The 14,603-nt window shown below is 69.7% G+C and carries 11 protein-coding genes and 1 pseudogene; 5 read left to right on the top strand and 7 right to left on the bottom strand.

The annotated features are described in order from the left end of the window. Positions 1-61: 61 nt before the first annotated feature. Positions 62-2,869: an aconitate hydratase gene (gene acnA / locus G4X40_RS10455; protein ID WP_277832235.1), complete on the bottom strand. Its 2,808-nt coding sequence runs from the start codon at positions 2,867-2,869 to the stop codon at positions 62-64. 164 nt (positions 2,870-3,033) lie between these two features. Here acnA and G4X40_RS10450 point away from each other — a divergent pair, with 164 nt between their 5' ends. After that, positions 3,034-4,656 (top strand): sensor histidine kinase, encoded by a 1,623-nt coding sequence (locus G4X40_RS10450; protein WP_277832234.1) that lies wholly within the window; start codon positions 3,034-3,036, stop codon positions 4,654-4,656. Between the two features lie 93 nt (positions 4,657-4,749). Then, the gene (locus G4X40_RS10445; RefSeq protein ID WP_277832233.1) at positions 4,750-5,283 is read left to right on the top strand and encodes a flavodoxin domain-containing protein; all 534 of its coding nucleotides are present in this window, start codon (positions 4,750-4,752) and stop codon (positions 5,281-5,283) included. Between the two features lie 58 nt (positions 5,284-5,341). Here the strand turns inward: G4X40_RS10445 and G4X40_RS10440 are convergent, their stop codons facing one another. Continuing rightward, on the bottom strand, positions 5,342-6,346 hold the full coding sequence (locus G4X40_RS10440; protein WP_408642167.1) for an acrylyl-CoA reductase family protein: 1,005 nt from the start codon (positions 6,344-6,346) through the stop codon (positions 5,342-5,344). A 267-nt stretch (positions 6,347-6,613) separates the two neighbouring features. Here G4X40_RS10440 and G4X40_RS10435 point away from each other — a divergent pair, with 267 nt between their 5' ends. Further along, positions 6,614-6,988, top strand: a complete 375-nt coding sequence (locus G4X40_RS10435; RefSeq protein WP_277832232.1) for a VOC family protein — start codon at positions 6,614-6,616, stop codon at positions 6,986-6,988. A gap of 153 nt (positions 6,989-7,141) precedes the next feature. Next, on the top strand, positions 7,142-7,390 hold the full coding sequence (locus tag G4X40_RS10430; protein ID WP_277832230.1) for a hypothetical protein: 249 nt from the start codon (positions 7,142-7,144) through the stop codon (positions 7,388-7,390). A gap of 3 nt (positions 7,391-7,393) precedes the next feature. Here the strand turns inward: G4X40_RS10430 and G4X40_RS10425 are convergent, their stop codons facing one another. Next, positions 7,394-8,776 carry an aspartate aminotransferase family protein gene (locus tag G4X40_RS10425; RefSeq protein WP_277832228.1) on the bottom strand — a complete coding sequence of 461 codons (1,383 nt, stop codon included), beginning with the start codon at positions 8,774-8,776 and terminating at the stop codon, positions 7,394-7,396. A gap of 546 nt (positions 8,777-9,322) precedes the next feature. Here G4X40_RS10425 and G4X40_RS10420 point away from each other — a divergent pair. After that, positions 9,323-9,661 (top strand): annotated as a pseudogene (locus G4X40_RS10420) (transglycosylase family protein); the annotation flags it as partial. Between the two features lie 71 nt (positions 9,662-9,732). Here the strand turns inward: G4X40_RS10420 and G4X40_RS10415 are convergent. The 4 genes from G4X40_RS10415 to G4X40_RS10400 are packed head-to-tail and all read right to left on the bottom strand — an operon-like array spanning position 9,733 to position 14,588. Then, the gene (locus tag G4X40_RS10415) at positions 9,733-11,880 is read right to left on the bottom strand and encodes an MMPL family transporter (protein ID WP_277832224.1); all 2,148 of its coding nucleotides are present in this window, start codon (positions 11,878-11,880) and stop codon (positions 9,733-9,735) included. Between the two features lie 55 nt (positions 11,881-11,935). Next, positions 11,936-12,760, bottom strand: coding sequence for an ABC transporter permease (locus G4X40_RS10410; RefSeq protein ID WP_277832222.1), 825 nt, complete (start codon positions 12,758-12,760; stop codon positions 11,936-11,938). Further along, on the bottom strand, positions 12,757-13,710 hold the full coding sequence (locus G4X40_RS10405) for an ATP-binding cassette domain-containing protein (RefSeq protein ID WP_408642166.1): 954 nt from the start codon (positions 13,708-13,710) through the stop codon (positions 12,757-12,759). The genes G4X40_RS10410 and G4X40_RS10405 overlap by 4 nt, the downstream gene beginning before the upstream one ends. An 11-nt stretch (positions 13,711-13,721) precedes the next feature. Then, positions 13,722-14,588, bottom strand: a complete 867-nt coding sequence (locus G4X40_RS10400; protein WP_277832218.1) for a DUF4097 family beta strand repeat-containing protein — start codon at positions 14,586-14,588, stop codon at positions 13,722-13,724. Positions 14,589-14,603 lie beyond the last annotated feature (15 nt).

Genomic DNA, 14,603 nt, shown 5'->3' with positions numbered 1-14,603 from the left:
GAGAATCACCCCGCCACGCGCGCCGCGGTAGGGGCGGAAGACCCCTGTCCCAGAGGTCCGGTCAGTCGAGCAGTTGCCGCAGCACGTACTGCAGGATCCCGCCGTGCCGGTAGTAGGCGGCCTCGGCGGGGGTGTCGATCCGCACGGTCGCGGTGAACTCCCGGACGTTTCCGCCGTCGTCGGCCGCGCGAACGTTGACGCGCCGAGGGAACGGCCCGTCGGACCCCGCGTGCGCGAGCCCGCTGACCGTGTACTTCTCTCGGCCCGTCAGGCCCAGCGACTCGGCCGACTGCCCGTCGCCGAACTGCAACGGCAGCACGCCCATGCCGATCAGATTGGACCGGTGGATACGTTCGAACGATCGCGCGAGCACCGCCCGCACCCCGAGCAGCAGCGTGCCCTTCGCCGCCCAGTCGCGTGAGGACCCCGAGCCGTACTCGGAGCCGGCGATGATCACCAATGGCACCTTGTCGGCCTGATAGGCGACCGCCGCGTCGAAGATGCTCATCTGTTCACCGTCCGGCAGGTGGACCGTCACCCCGCCCTCGGTGCCGGGCGCCAACTGGTTGCGCAGCCGGATGTTCGCGAAGGTGCCGCGGATCATCACCTCGTGGTTGCCGCGCCGGGACCCGTAGGAGTTGAACGACTTCCGCTCCACCCCATGTTCCTGCAGATAGCTCCCCGCCGGGCTGTCGGTCTTGATCGACCCGGCCGGCGAGATGTGGTCGGTGGTCACCGAGTCGCCGAGCAACGCGAGCACGCGGGCGTCGACGATGTCGGTGAGCGGTTCCGGGTCGCGCTCCATGCCGTCGAAGTACGGCGGGTGACGCACGTACGTCGACTCGTCGTTCCAGTCGAAGTGCTGCCCGCTCGCCACCTCGAGTCCGCGCCACCGTTCGTCGCCGGTGTACACGTCGCGGTAGCCCTCGCGGAACATCTCCGAGCGCAGGTTCGCCGAGACCACCTGCTCGACCTCCTCGCCGCTCGGCCAGATGTCGCGCAGATACACCGGGGTGCCGTCGGGCGCGGTCGCGAGCGGGTCGCGCAGCAGGTTGATCCGCATCGTGCCGGCGAGCGCGTACGCGATCACCAGCGGCGGGGAGGCGAGGAAGTTCATCTTCGCCTCCGGATGAATGCGTCCCTCGAAATTCCGGTTGCCCGACAGCACCGAACACACCGTCAGATCGCCCGCGTCGACGGCGTCGCTGACCTCGGGGATCAGCGGTCCGGAGTTGCCGATGCAGGTCGTGCAGCCGTAGCCGACCAGTGAAAATCCCAGTCGATCAAGGTATTCGGTGAGACCGGCGCGCTCGTAGTAGTCGGTGACCACACGCGATCCCGGTGCCAGTGTGGTCTTGACCCACGGCTTGCGGTCCAGACCGCGCTCGACGGCCTTCTTCGCCAGCAGCGCCGCGCCGACCATCACCGACGGGTTCGAGGTGTTGGTGCACGAGGTGATCGCCGCGATCACCACATCACCGTGGTCGACCTCGGCGGTCGTGCCGTCGGCGAAGGTCACCGCCTGGGCGGACGACGGCCACGCGTGGTCATTGCCGCAGCCGCACGGCTTGTCCGGACCATCCGCCGCGCGGTCGTGACCCACGGCGATCGGATCGCTCGCCGGGAACGATTCCGAGGACGCCTCGTCGAGGCCCGCCTGCAGCGCGCGGCTGCGGGACTGGCCGCACAGCAGCGACGCGACCGCGTGCGGGGCGCCGGCGAGCGGGATGCGGTCCTGCGGGCGCGCGGGTCCGGCGATGGACGGTTCGACGGTGGACAGGTCCAGGTCGATGCGCAGGCTGTAGTCCGGCTCGTGGTCGGGATCGTGCCAGAGGCCCTGCTCTTTCGCGTAGGCCTCGACGACGGCGATGTGCTGGTCGTCGCGGCCGGTCAGTCGCAGATAGTCCAGTGTCACCTGGTCGATCGGGAAGATCGAGCAGGTCGATCCGTATTCGGGGCTCATGTTGCCGATGGTGGCGCGGTTGGCCAGCGGTACGTTCGCGACGCCGGGGCCGTAGAACTCGACGAACTTGCCGACCACGCCGGTTCGCCGCAGCAGCTCGGCCACGGTGAGCACCAGGTCGGTCGCGGTGGTGCCCTCGGGCAGCCGGCCCGACAGCTTGATGCCGACCACCTGCGGGATCAGCATGCTCACGGGCTGCCCGAGCATCGCCGCCTCGGCCTCGATGCCGCCGACGCCCCAGCCGAGCACCCCGAGGCCGTTGACCATCGGAGTGTGCGAGTCGGTGCCGACCAGGGTGTCCGGATAGGCGAGCGGCGGCCCGCCGTCCGGGTCGTCGCGGGTGAAGACGACCCGGGCCAGGTGTTCGAGGTTGACCTGGTGACAGATCCCGGTGTCCGGCGGCACGACGGAGAAGTCGTCGAACGCCTGCTGCGCCCAGCGCAGCAACTGGTATCGCTCGGTGTTGCGGGTGAACTCCAGCTCGGCGTTGGCGGCGAAGGCGTCCGGCCTGCCGAACACGTCCGCGATCACCGAGTGGTCGATGACCAGTTCGGTGGGGATCAGCGGGTTGATCCGGCCCGAGTCCCCGTCGAGCGCGGTCATCGCGTCGCGCATCGCGACCAGGTCGACCACACACGGCACGCCGGTGAAGTCCTGCATCAGCACCCGGGCCGGCCCGTAGGCGACCTCGGTGGTGCTGGTCTGCTCGGGATCCCAGGCGGCCAGGGCCCGCACCTGTTCCGCGGTGACCAGCCGCCCGTCCTCGCGCCGGGCGAGGTTCTCCAGCAGCACCTTGAGGCTGTAGGGCAGCCGGTGCGCGGTCGGGATCTTGTCCAGTCGCCAGATCTGGTACTCCGCGCCGCCGAGGGTGAGTCGGTCCCGGGCGGAGAAGCTGTCGCCGGTCATCGCGCCTCCTGTCGAGACGCCGCCGGCCGTGACGGATTCGCTACGCCGACGGCGCCGGCCTCAAGTCCCCACTCTATGACCGTCCGCAAGTGTCAGGGGTCGTTCGCCGCAGCGCGGGACCTTCGTCACCGGGTACCGCACGGCGCGGGTGGGAGAATGGCGCGATGACGGTCCGGTCCGGTCGTGTCGAGGCGTTGCTGCAGGCGATGCTGGACATCGGTGCCGGTCTGGAGCTGGACGAGACGCTGCGGCGCGTCGTACGGGCCGGGATGCGACTGACCGGGGCGCGTTACGGCGCGCTCGGTGTGCACGGCGCGGGCCAGGTGATGAGCAGGTTCCTCTACGAGGGCATCGACGACGAGACCGTCGCGCAGATCGGCCGGCTCCCCGAATGCCGCGGCGTGGTCGGCTACCTCTACGACCATCCGCAGCCGCTGCGGCTCGACGACCTGCACACGCACCCGGCCTCCGTCGGGTTCCCTGCCCACCATCCGCCGATGCGCACCTTCCTCGGCGTGCCGATCGAGGTGCAGGGCACGGTGTTCGGCACCCTGTACCTCACTGAAAAGGCCGACGCAGCGGTGTTCACCGATGAGGACGAGCGGACCGTGCAGTCACTCGCGGGCGCCGCCGGTGTCGCGATCACCAATGCCCGGATGTTCGAAGAGACACGCGCGCAACGACAGTGGCTGACGGCCATCAACACGATCACCACGGATCTGCTCGCCGGCGGCGACCCCGCCGCGACGCTGCAGCTCGTCGCGGACCGGGCCCGCGAGCTCACCGGTGCGGATCAGACCTTCCTGGCGGTGCCCCTCGACCCGGACGCCGCCCCCGCGGAGGTCGACGAGCTGGTGATCGCGGTGGCGTCGGGGCCGGACTCGACCGCGATGTCCGGCCGGGCGATCCCCGTCGACGGATCCAGTTCCGGGGACGCGTTCCGCAGCGGCGCGCCACGCCGCCACGACCGTCTCGCACGAGACCCACTGGGGGACAACGGTGGCAGATACGGACCGGCGCTGGTGCTGCCGCTGCGGGCGCCGCGGGCGATCACCGGGGTGCTGGTGACCCTGCGGTTGCGCGGTACGCTCGCCTTCGACGAGGACGAGTTGCGCGTGATGACCTCCTTCGCGGATCAGGCCGCGCTGGTGCTGGAACTGGCCGAGGCGCAGCACGAACGGCAGGAACTCACCGTGCTGACCGACCGCGACCGCATCGCCCGGGACCTGCACGACCGGGTGATCCAACGACTGTTCGCGGTGGGCCTCGCGTTGCAGGGCACCGTGGCGCGGGCGCATTCCCCGGAGATCCGGGGCCGCATCGACGAGTCGGTCGACGACCTGCAGACGGTGATCGAGGACATTCGCATCGCGATCTTCGACCTGCACGGTGGTGGGATCACCGGCGCGGCCGGACTGCGGCGGCGCATCCACCAGGCCGTCGCGGACCTGACGGCCGGCACCACCGTGCACACGACACTGCACCTGACCGGACCGCTGGCCGCGGTGCGCGCGCCGCTCGCCGACCACACCGAGGCGGTCGTGCGGGAGGCTGTGGCCAACGCGGTCTGGCATTCCGGAGCCGCGGCCTTGACGATCGAACTCGTCGTCGCAGAAGACCTCTCGATCACCGTCACCGACGACGGCTGCGGGATCGGGACGCCGGCCCGGCGCAGCGGATTGGACAACCTGGTCGCACGGGCGCGCGAGTGTCGCGGCACCTTCACCGTGACCGAGCCCGACGGCGGCGGCACCCGGCTGCACTGGGCCGCACCGCTGCCCGCGTGATCTGCAGGATCAGGGGCCGAAAGGCCCTACCCCGACCGCGCGGTGGGGACCACTCTCGGAGGTTAGCAGGACGGCTTTCGAGGAGGCGTGGTGATGAGGATTCTCGTAACGGCTGCAGCACGATACGGTTCGTCGTCCGAGATCGCCGAGCGGCTCGGCGCCGCGCTCCGCGTGCAACTGTCCGGTACGCGGGCCACCGTCGACGTCCGCAGGCTCGACGAGGTGCACGGCCTGGACGGATACGACGCGGTGATCCTCGGCAGCGCCGTCTACATGGGCAGGTGGACGCGCTCGGCGCGGACCTTCGTCGCCGCAAACGCCGACACCCTGGACACCGTCCCGACGTGGCTGTTCTCCTGCGGCTCCGGCGACGACATCCCCACGCCCGCAAGCAGGTGCGCGGACGGCGAACGGATCCGCGACATGATCGGTGCGCGCGATCACCGGGTCTTCACCGGACGGCTCGACGCGCCGCGTGCGTACCGACGCGAACGGCTGCTCGCCGCGATGTCCCACGGCCGCCGGGTCGAAGACGGCACCGTCGCGAGGGTGGACACCTGGGCGGTGTCGATCGCTTGGCAGCTGTCGCGGCTGGAAACGTCCGGCGACGCGGCCGTCGCCCGCTGAACTCGGCGCCGGTCGCGGCGGCTGTCGGAGCCGGCTCGGACCCGGTCCGGAGCCCTTCTCAGAACCCCCCCGCGACGCGCACGACCGCGCGGCCGGTGTGCCGCCCGCCCCGGATGTCGTCGAGCACCGCGGGGGTGTCGACGGCCGCGACCTCCGAGATGACGTCCGAAAGATGCTGCGGCCGAAGATCGGTGCCGAGTCGGACCCACAGCGCGCGGCGGCTCGCGATGTCGAGCTGAACGGAGTCGATTCCCAGCAGCGAGATGCCGCGCAGGATGAACGGCAGCACGGTCGTCGGCAGCGCCGCACCGCCGGTGAGGCCGCTGGCCGCCACCGCACCGCCGTAGTCGATGGTGGACAGCACGTACGCCAGCGTCGTACCGCCGACGCAGTCGACCGCGGCGGCCCACTGCTGCTTGCCCATCGGCCGGATCTTGGCGTCGGGATCCTCCGGCAGCCGACCGATCACCCGCGCCGCGCCCAGCCCCGTCAGCAACTCGGTGGCCTGCGGCTTCCCGGTCGACGCGACGACCTCGAACCCGGCCGCCGCGAGCAGGTCGACGGCGACACTGCCGACCCCGCCGCTGGCACCGGTCACCAGCACCGGACCCGAATCGGGGGTCAGGCCGCGGCTCAGCAGCGCCTGCACGCTCATCGCCGCGGTGAACCCGGCAGTGCCGAGCGCCATCGCGTCGCGGGCGCTGAGGTCGCCGAGCGCAACCACCTGCTCGGCGGGCACCCGGGTCGACTCCGCGTAGCCGCCGTGCCGGCCGGTACCGATGTCGTAGCCGTGGGCCAGCACCCGGTCGCCGGGGGCAAAGTCGGGACTGTCGGACGCGACGACCTCGCCTGCCAGGTCGATGCCCGGCACCAGCGGATATCCGCGCGCGACCCCGCCGCGCGGGTCGAGCGCCAGCGCGTCCTTGTAGTTGGCACTCGAATACTCCACCCGGATCGTCACCTCGCCGGCGGGCAGGAAGTTCTCGTCGACGGTCTCGGGCGCATACGCCGTGCCGCCGCCCTCGCACTCGCGGATCACCATTGCCGAAAACGTCTCGCCCATGTCGCCTGCCTCTCGTCGCGCCCTACTCGTCGGTAATGTACGGGCCCCGCACGATCTCTCGCGTGCTCGTATCGATGCCGCTACCGTATTCCTCGTGGACACCGGACCGTTGGCTTCGCGCCACTCACAGAGGGGCAATCCGGTGGAGGGCTGATCCCGCGCAGCCGGGCGGCACACCGCCCGCATCCGATTCGGGGACCACCGACGCGCGTGCGCTCAGACATGCCCGTCCATCCATCCCCCGATCGAACCCAGCGAGGAGCCTTCATGGCCGCCACCTTCAACCACACCATCATCGCCAGTCGTGACCGCGAGCGATCCGCCCGTTTCTATCGCGACCTGCTCGAACTGTCGCCCGCACCGTCGTGGGGGCCGTTCACGAACATCCGACTCGTCGACGGCGTACTGCTGCAGTTCGCCGAGCCTCCGGTGGAGATCCAGATGCAGCACTACGCCTTCCTGGTCGACGACGACCTGTTCGACCGGGCCTACCGTCGACTCTGCGACGACGGCATCGAGCACTGGGCCGACCCGCAGATGCAGTTGGCGGGGCAGACGAACACCGAACACGGGGGCCGCGGCGTCTACTTCAAGGATCCCGCCGGGCACGGGATCGAGCTGATCACCCGCCCTTACCTGTAGCGGGCGCGAATCGGACTTCTGGGATCTTCGTCGCCTGCGGTGGGCTTTCGCCGCGCGCGCGAGCACCGCCGGGGCCATACTGCAGAAGTCGGATGATGTGGCACGCGCCGATGGCGTCCTGCGGTCGGCGAGCGTCCAGGTGGGAGGTGCGCCATGGCGTCTGCGTCGGATCGCTTGGCGGTGGGCTCGCGGGTGACCACCCGGTACTCGGCAGATCCCGATGTGCCCGAGGACAAATGGCCACCCAAGTCCGGCAAGATCGTCGACGAGTACCAGGCGGCCGCCGAGAGCGACGCCTCGGACTTCGGCCGGGACTGGGCCATCGCCAAGCACTGGGCGGTCATGCTCGACGACGGCGCGCTGGTCTTCCGCGACGACGACGAGATCGAACCCGAGAACTGAGGCCTACCGCTTCATCGCCTGGGTGATCAGCGTCCGGCCGAAGTCGCGCATCAGCGCGGTGCTGCGGTGCGCCTCCTCCATGACGTCGACGAACGCGGCGACGAACCGGTCGACCTCCGCCTCGCCGATGGTCAGCGGCGGGATCAGCTTGATGACCTCCATGTTGTCGCCGGAGACCTGGGTGAGGACCCGGTGACGGTGGAACAGCGCATGCACGATGGTCTGCGCGAACAATCCGTGGCGGGCACTCTGCAACGCGGTCCAACTGCTGCGCAACTTCCATGAACTGGGGCGGCCGAATTCGATGCCGATCATCAGCCCGCGTCCGCGCACGTCCGCGAGCATCTCGTAACGGTCCACCAATTCGGCCAGCCGCGAACGTAATTGGTCGCCGACCTTGCGCGCGTTGTCGACGACCGCCTCGTTCTCCATCACGTGCAGGGTGGCCAGGCCCGCGGCCATCGCCTGGGCGTTGGACCCGAAGGTGGAGTCGTGCACCAGGACCCGGTCCATCGAGGAGTACACCTTCTCGAAGATCGCGGTGGAGGAGATCATCGCGCCGACCGGGACGTAGCCGCCGGACAGTGCCTTGGCCACGGTGACGATGTCGGGTGCGGCGCCGTCGTCGAGATAGGCGAAGAAGTCGCCGGTGCGGCCGATCCCGGTCTGCACCTCGTCCGCGATCAGGAGTGCGCCGTGCCGGTGGGCGAGCTCGCCTGCGGCCCTGAGGAATCCGGCTGGCGGAACGGCGACCCCCTTGCCCTGTATCGGTTCGACGACGAACGCCGCGACGTCGCCGCGCCGCAGCTCGACTTCGAGCGCGGCGAGGTCGCCGTAGGCGATCGCGGTGTCCGGCAACAGCGGACCGAAGCCGCCGCGGAACTCCTCGGCGCCGTTGATCGACAGTGACCCGACGGTCAGGCCGTGATAGGCGTGATCGCAGTAGACGATTCGTGGTCGGCCGGTGGCGTGGCGGGCGAACTTGAGCGCGGCCTCGACCGCCTCGGTGCCGCTGTTGCCGAAGTAGACGCGGTCCAGGTGCGGTGTCTTGGCGGCCAGCGCCTGTGCGAGCAGGCCGGGGAGTGGCGCGCAGTCGAACTGGGTGAGGTCGGACAGCTCGGCGTCGAGGACGTCGTGCAGCGCGCGGCGGACCACCGGGTGATGGCGGCCGAGGGCGTAGACGCCGAAGCCCGCCAGCATGTCGAGGTAGGCGGTTCCCTGGGCGTCGTAGAGATACGCGCCTTGCCCGCGCACGTAGGTCTTGTCGAACCCGATGGCGTGCAGCATGCGCGGGAGCTGGGGGTTCATGTACTGCGCATGCAGCGCGTAGCCGTCGTCGCGGTGAGCCTCCAGCAGCTGCCGCAGGTCGAACGCGTCACCGGTCATGGACGTCGCCTTTCTCCCGCCGTCCGGCAATTTTACGAGCGAGGGACCGTCGCCGACGGGGAATCGCGACCGGATTCGGCGCAGGTGCGCGGACGGGGCGGTGCACGGAGGGTGTACAAGATCGAGTTCGTCTCGGGCAGAGGCGAAAAGCGCCCGGCGGCGCGTTCCGAGTACCCGAAAATGCGGGTGAAATGTCCGATTTTCCGGTGAGCATCATCACATCACGATAAGGTCACGAGACGGTCACCCGGCGACCGTCAGTCGGCGATGACCTGCAGAAATGCGGGTAGAAGTCTCACGATGTGGACGCATTGTGGGACAGCTGTCCGGGTTTGACGTCGCAGTAAAGCTCCGTAGTGTCGATCCCGGCTCAGCAACCAGAGCCACTGTCGGACCGCCGCTTTCTGAACCTGCCCGCGGATCCGATACCCGTAACCGGAGACGAACGGGCAGGGGCGAGGTCATCACGACCGAGCGCGGTGATGGGCCCGCTGTGGGCCGCCACCAGACGCAGATCTCGTCAGCGGGTGCGAAAGGACTACCTAGATGACCCCGAACCGTGTGTTCAAGGCCACCAAGGCGAAGAAGACCCTCGGCCTCGTCGCCGCCACCGGCGCGCTGGCCCTCATCCCGATGGGCCTGATGACCGGCACCGCCAGCGCCCACGACTGGGACGCCGTCGCGCAGTGCGAGAGCAGTGGCAACTGGAGCATCGACTCGGGCAACGGGTACTCGGGCGGGCTGCAGTTCAGCCCCAGCACCTGGGCCGCCTACGGAGGCAGCGGCTCGCCAGCCAACGCCTCGAAGTCCGAGCAGATCGCCGTGGCCGAGAACGTGCTGGCCGCGCAGGGCCCCGGCGCCTGGCCGGTTTGCGGCGCGTACCTCTGACGCCCGCTTCCTGAACAGACACGTCAGCCCCCGACCGCCGATGCGGTCGGGGGCTGACGTGTCTGCGTCTACGAGCCGGTCGGCACCGCCGTGCGCTCCTGCTCCGGTGCGTCGTCCGGGTCCGAGCGGTCACGGTGCCCGGGCCACCAGGCGGCGTGACCGATCAACGCGGTGATCGCCGGCGTGAAGAACAGCGCCATCACGAACGCCGCGATCACGATGCCGATCGAGATGGCGAAGCCCATCTGCGAGAGCGTGGTGTTGCCCGCGAGCATCATCGACGCGAACGTGCCGGCCAGGATCACGCCGGCGGCGGCGACCGTCGGGCCTGCGTGTCGCACCGCCATCGCCGCCGCGTCGCGCGGATTGCGCCCCTCGCGTGCCTCCTCGCGCAGCCGGGCGATCATCAGGATGTTGTAGTCGGTGCCGAGCGCGACCACGAACAGGTACATGATCACCGGCAGCATGAAGATCAGGCCGGGTTCCCCGCGGATGTGCTGGAACACCAGCACGGTCGCGCCGAGGGTGGCACCGAAGCCCAGTCCGACCGAGGCCATCAAGTACCACGGTGCGACGAGGCTGCGGAGCATCACCGCGAGGATGATCATGATCAGTACGGCCGCGACGGGGAACACGACGGTGTAGTCGTGGTTGACCGCCGACTGGATGTCGGCGTAGACGGCGGTGATGCCGCCGACCAGCGCGGACGTGCCGGACGGCGCCGCGTCGTGCGCCGCGGTGCGCAGTGGGCCGCTGACGGTGTCGATGGCCGCGTTGGACTCCGGCGAGTCGCTCAGGCTCACCCGGAACTCCGCGACGTCCCTGTGCTCGGACAGCAGCGGCGGCGTGACCTGCCCGACGCCGGACACCCCGGCCAGCGTGTCGTGGTACCGCACGAGGTCGCCCTCGGACAGCGGTGCGCCGTCGTCCGAACGCAGGAACACCTGGGTCGGCTCGGTCGCGCCGGCGGGCAGGCCCTTGAGCAGTTCCTTGGCGTAGACGGTCGACTCGGCCGAGGACGCCGTCGACCCCGCCGACAGGTCGAAGGTCGGCTGGAAACCGAACGCAGCGATGGCCAGCACCGCCATGACCCCACCGGAGGCGATCGCGACCCGCCCCGGATGCTTGCCCAGGATCGATCCGAGCGCGGCGAAGCGGGCGCCGGTCGGCTCGCGCCGCCACGACTTCGACGGCCAGAAGACCTTGGTACCGAGCAGTGAGACCACCGCGGGAATCAGCGTGAGTCCGGCCAGCAGGGTCACCGCGACGGCGATCGCCAGCGCGGGGCCGAGCGCCCGGAACAACCCCAGCGTCGACAGTGTCAGCGCGAGGAACGCGATGATCACCGCGCCGGCCGCGGAGGTGATCGCCTCGCCCACCCGGGTGACCGAGGCGATCATCGCGGTCTTCGGGTCGTCGCCGTCCCGCAACCGCTCGCGGTAGCGGAACATCAGGAACAGGATGTAGTCGGTGCCGACGCCGAACAGCACGACGATCAGCATCGAGGTGACCGAGCTGTCGATCTTCAGGTCGAACAGCTTGCTCACGGTGGCGATCAGGCCGGTTGCGATCTGCGAGATCGCCCCGATCACGATCACCGGCAGCAATGCGATGACGGGGCTGCGGAAGATGATCAGCAGCAGGCCGAGGATCAGCACGATGGTGGCGATCGCGATGATCGCCTCCGCCTTGTTGCCCGACGACGACTGGTCGAGCGCCTGCGCGGCCGAGCCGGTGATGCCGGCCTTGAGGTCGGTGCCGCGCAACTGATCCTGCAGATCCGTGCGCAGCGTCTTGACCGCATCCTGCTGGGACTTGTCGGTCGGACTGTCGACCTTCACCATCTGGATGCCGATGGTCTGGATGAGCCCGTTCGGCGACGGCGGCCCGGCCTGCACCGCGGTGACGGCCGGAACGTGTGCGGCGTCGAGAGATTCGGCGATCGCGCCTACCTTCGCGGTGTCGGCCGGGGTCAGCCGGGCGCCGTCGCTGCGCTCGACGACCACGATCGCGGCGGGCGACTCGGCGTGCGGGAAGGCCTGCTCCTGCAGGTTCATGGCCTGGATCGACTCGTAGTGACTCGGCAGAAACGATGCCTCGTCGGTGGTGGCGGTCAGTTTGGGGGCCAGGGCGATCACGGCGATCGCGGCGATGAGCCACACGCCGATCACCCGCCAGGGATGATGCACGACGACGCGCGCCAGTCGAGCGAACATTGGGTGCCTTTCGTAGGTCACGAGGGTTCGGACGTCTCGAGCGTGGTGATCGGGTTCAGCGTACGGGGGTGCGGGCGAACAGTCGTCTCGCCCAGAGGTATCCGCCCACACCGATGGCCACGCACCAGGCGATGGCCAGGACGGAGGTGGTGCCGTCGACCGGTCGGTCGACCAGTAGTCCGCGGACGGTGTCGATGACCGGGGTGAACGGCTGATACTCGGCAAACCACCGCAGCGCGGTCGGCATCGAGTCGACCGGGACGAATGCGCTGCCCAGGAACGGCAGTAGCAGCAGGATCATCGGCAGGTTGCTGGCCGTCTCGACGGACTTCGCGACCAGACCGAACGCCACCGACAGCCAGGTGAGCGACACCGTGAACGCGACCAGCAGCCCGATCGCGCCGAGCCAGCCGTCGATGCCGACAGCGGGCCGGAAGCCGACCGCGAGCGCAACCGCGAGCACCACGGACATGGCGAGCAGCGTCTGGATCACGCTGCCGACGACGTGCCCGGTGAGCACCGCCGTGCGGCTGATCGCCATGGTGCGGAACCGGGCGATGATGCCGGTGGTCATGTCGGACGCCACCGAAATCGAGGTGCCCTGTACGGCCGATGCGATCGTCATCACCAGGATCGCCGGCGCGAGGAAATCGACGTAGGCGGCCCGACCGGTGGCGCCGTCCGCGGCGGTGCCCAGGCCGGCGCCGAGCGTGCCGCCGAAGACGTAGACGAACAGCAGCAGGAACACCACCGGCATCCCGACCAGCATGACGGTCAGCGAGGGGTAGCGGATCATGCGACGCAGGTTGCGGCGCAACATCGTTGCCGCGTCTCGCCCCGGCCGTGCCAGGGCGGTCGTGGTGGGTGCGAGTATTGTCATCGGGACACCTCCGTGGCGGGACGGTCGGTCAGGTTCAGGAACACGTCGTCTAGGTCGGGGCTGTGCAGGGTGAGCTTGTCCACATCGATCGCGTGGTCGTCGAGCCGGCCGAGGACGGTGCGCAGGGAGTGCACGGAGCCGTCGCTCGCGACCTCGAGTGCCAGCGCCTCGTCGTCCCGCGCCGACGACGCCAGTACGGCGGCGGCCCGGTCGAGGTCCGCGGGGTCGGCGAACTGCAGCAGGATGTGGCCGCCGGGCACCAGCTGCTTGAGCTCGGCCGCGGTGCCCTTGGCGACGATCCGGCCGCCGTCGAGGACGGCGATCCGATCAGAGAGCTGGTCCGCCTCCTCGAGGTACTGCGTGGTGAGGAAGATGGTGGTACCGCCGGCCGCGAGGTCGCGGATGACCTGCCACATCGTGCGGCGGCTTCGCGGGTCGAGCCCGGTCGTCGGCTCGTCGAGGAAGATGACCCGAGGGTTGCCGACGAGCGTCATGGCGAGGTCGAGGCGCCGCCGCATCCCGCCGGAATATGTTGTGGGCGCGCGGTTTCCCGCTTCGGTCAGGTCGAAGGTCTCCAGCAGCTCGGCGACCCGCCGACGTCCCTCGGCGTGGTCGAGGTGGTGCAGGTCCGCCATCAGGCGCAGGTTCTCGGCGCCGGTGAGCAGGTCGTCGACCGCGGAGAACTGGCCGGTGACGCCGATCACGCCGCGCACGCCGTCGGCGTCGCCGTCGAGGTCGTGCCCGGCGACGGTGATCCGGCCGCCGTCCGCGGGGATCAGCGTGGACAGGATCTGCACGGTGGTCGTCTTGCCTGCGCCGTTCGGGCCGAGCAGGGCGAAGACGGTCCCGGCCGGCACCCGCAGGTCGATGCCGTTCAGCACGGTGTAGTCGCCGAAGGACTTACGCAAGCCGACGGCGGAGATCGCGGTGTCCAGAGCGGTCGAGTTCACGAAGGTGCTCCTCATGATCGTCGGATGGTGATGTCGCCGTGCGCGGTTCGCGCCCGGACCTCGACCGTGTCCGCATCCGGGTCGGGGTGTTCGGAGGGTTCCATCTGGTTGCGGACGGAACCGCTGAAGGTGTTGACGTCGAGCCAGGCGGCGAGGCCGTCGGCGATGCCGATCTCGAGGTCGCCGTTGGCGGTGTCGAGATCCAGTGCGCCGCCGGACATCTCACCGATGCGGATCCGGCCGTTCGCCGACTTGGCCGTCACGGTCCCGCGGGCGCGGTCGACGGTGATGCTGCCGTTCGCGGCCCGGACGCGCAGCCCGTCGTTCCCCGCGGCGATGTAGGTGTCGCCGTTGGAGTTCTTGACCGTCGCCGGTCCGTTGAGCTCGCCGAGCCGCAGGGAGCCCGAACCGTTGGTGACCTCGCAGCGGCCGTCGGCGCGGTCGACGGTGACGTCGCCGGTGACGGTGTTCAACACGAGCGGACCGACCTCGTCGAGGTCGACGTTGCCGGCGGTGGTCTTCATCTGGCATTCGCCGAGGCGCCCAGTACCGGTGAACGACGTCGCCGAGCCGTGGCCGCGCACGTGGGACCCGGTGGGGAGCGCGATGTCGATCTCGACGGATCCGCCGCCGCCGAGAAACCCGAGGATGCCGCGCAGGCCGCCCGGCAGGGTGGGCTTCGGTGCGGTGACGGAGAGTCGGCCGCCTGAGTACCGGACGGTGGTGTTCTCGGCGGCCTGGATGTCGGACTGGTTGCCGTCGCGGCGAGGACGGACCTCGACGACGGTGTCGACGCGGTCACTCGCGGTGATCCGCACGGTGCCGACCAGGAGGTGGATGTCGGCGTGGATTGGTTCTGGTGTGTCGAAGGTGGTCATGGTTACTCCGGTGCG

The organism is Speluncibacter jeojiensis, assembly GCF_029589495.1.
GTDB lineage: Bacteria > Actinomycetota > Actinomycetes > Mycobacteriales > Mycobacteriaceae > Speluncibacter > Speluncibacter jeojiensis.
The sequence above is the reverse complement of the archived record's forward strand: the minus strand, read 5'-3'. Positions and strand labels throughout refer to the sequence as shown.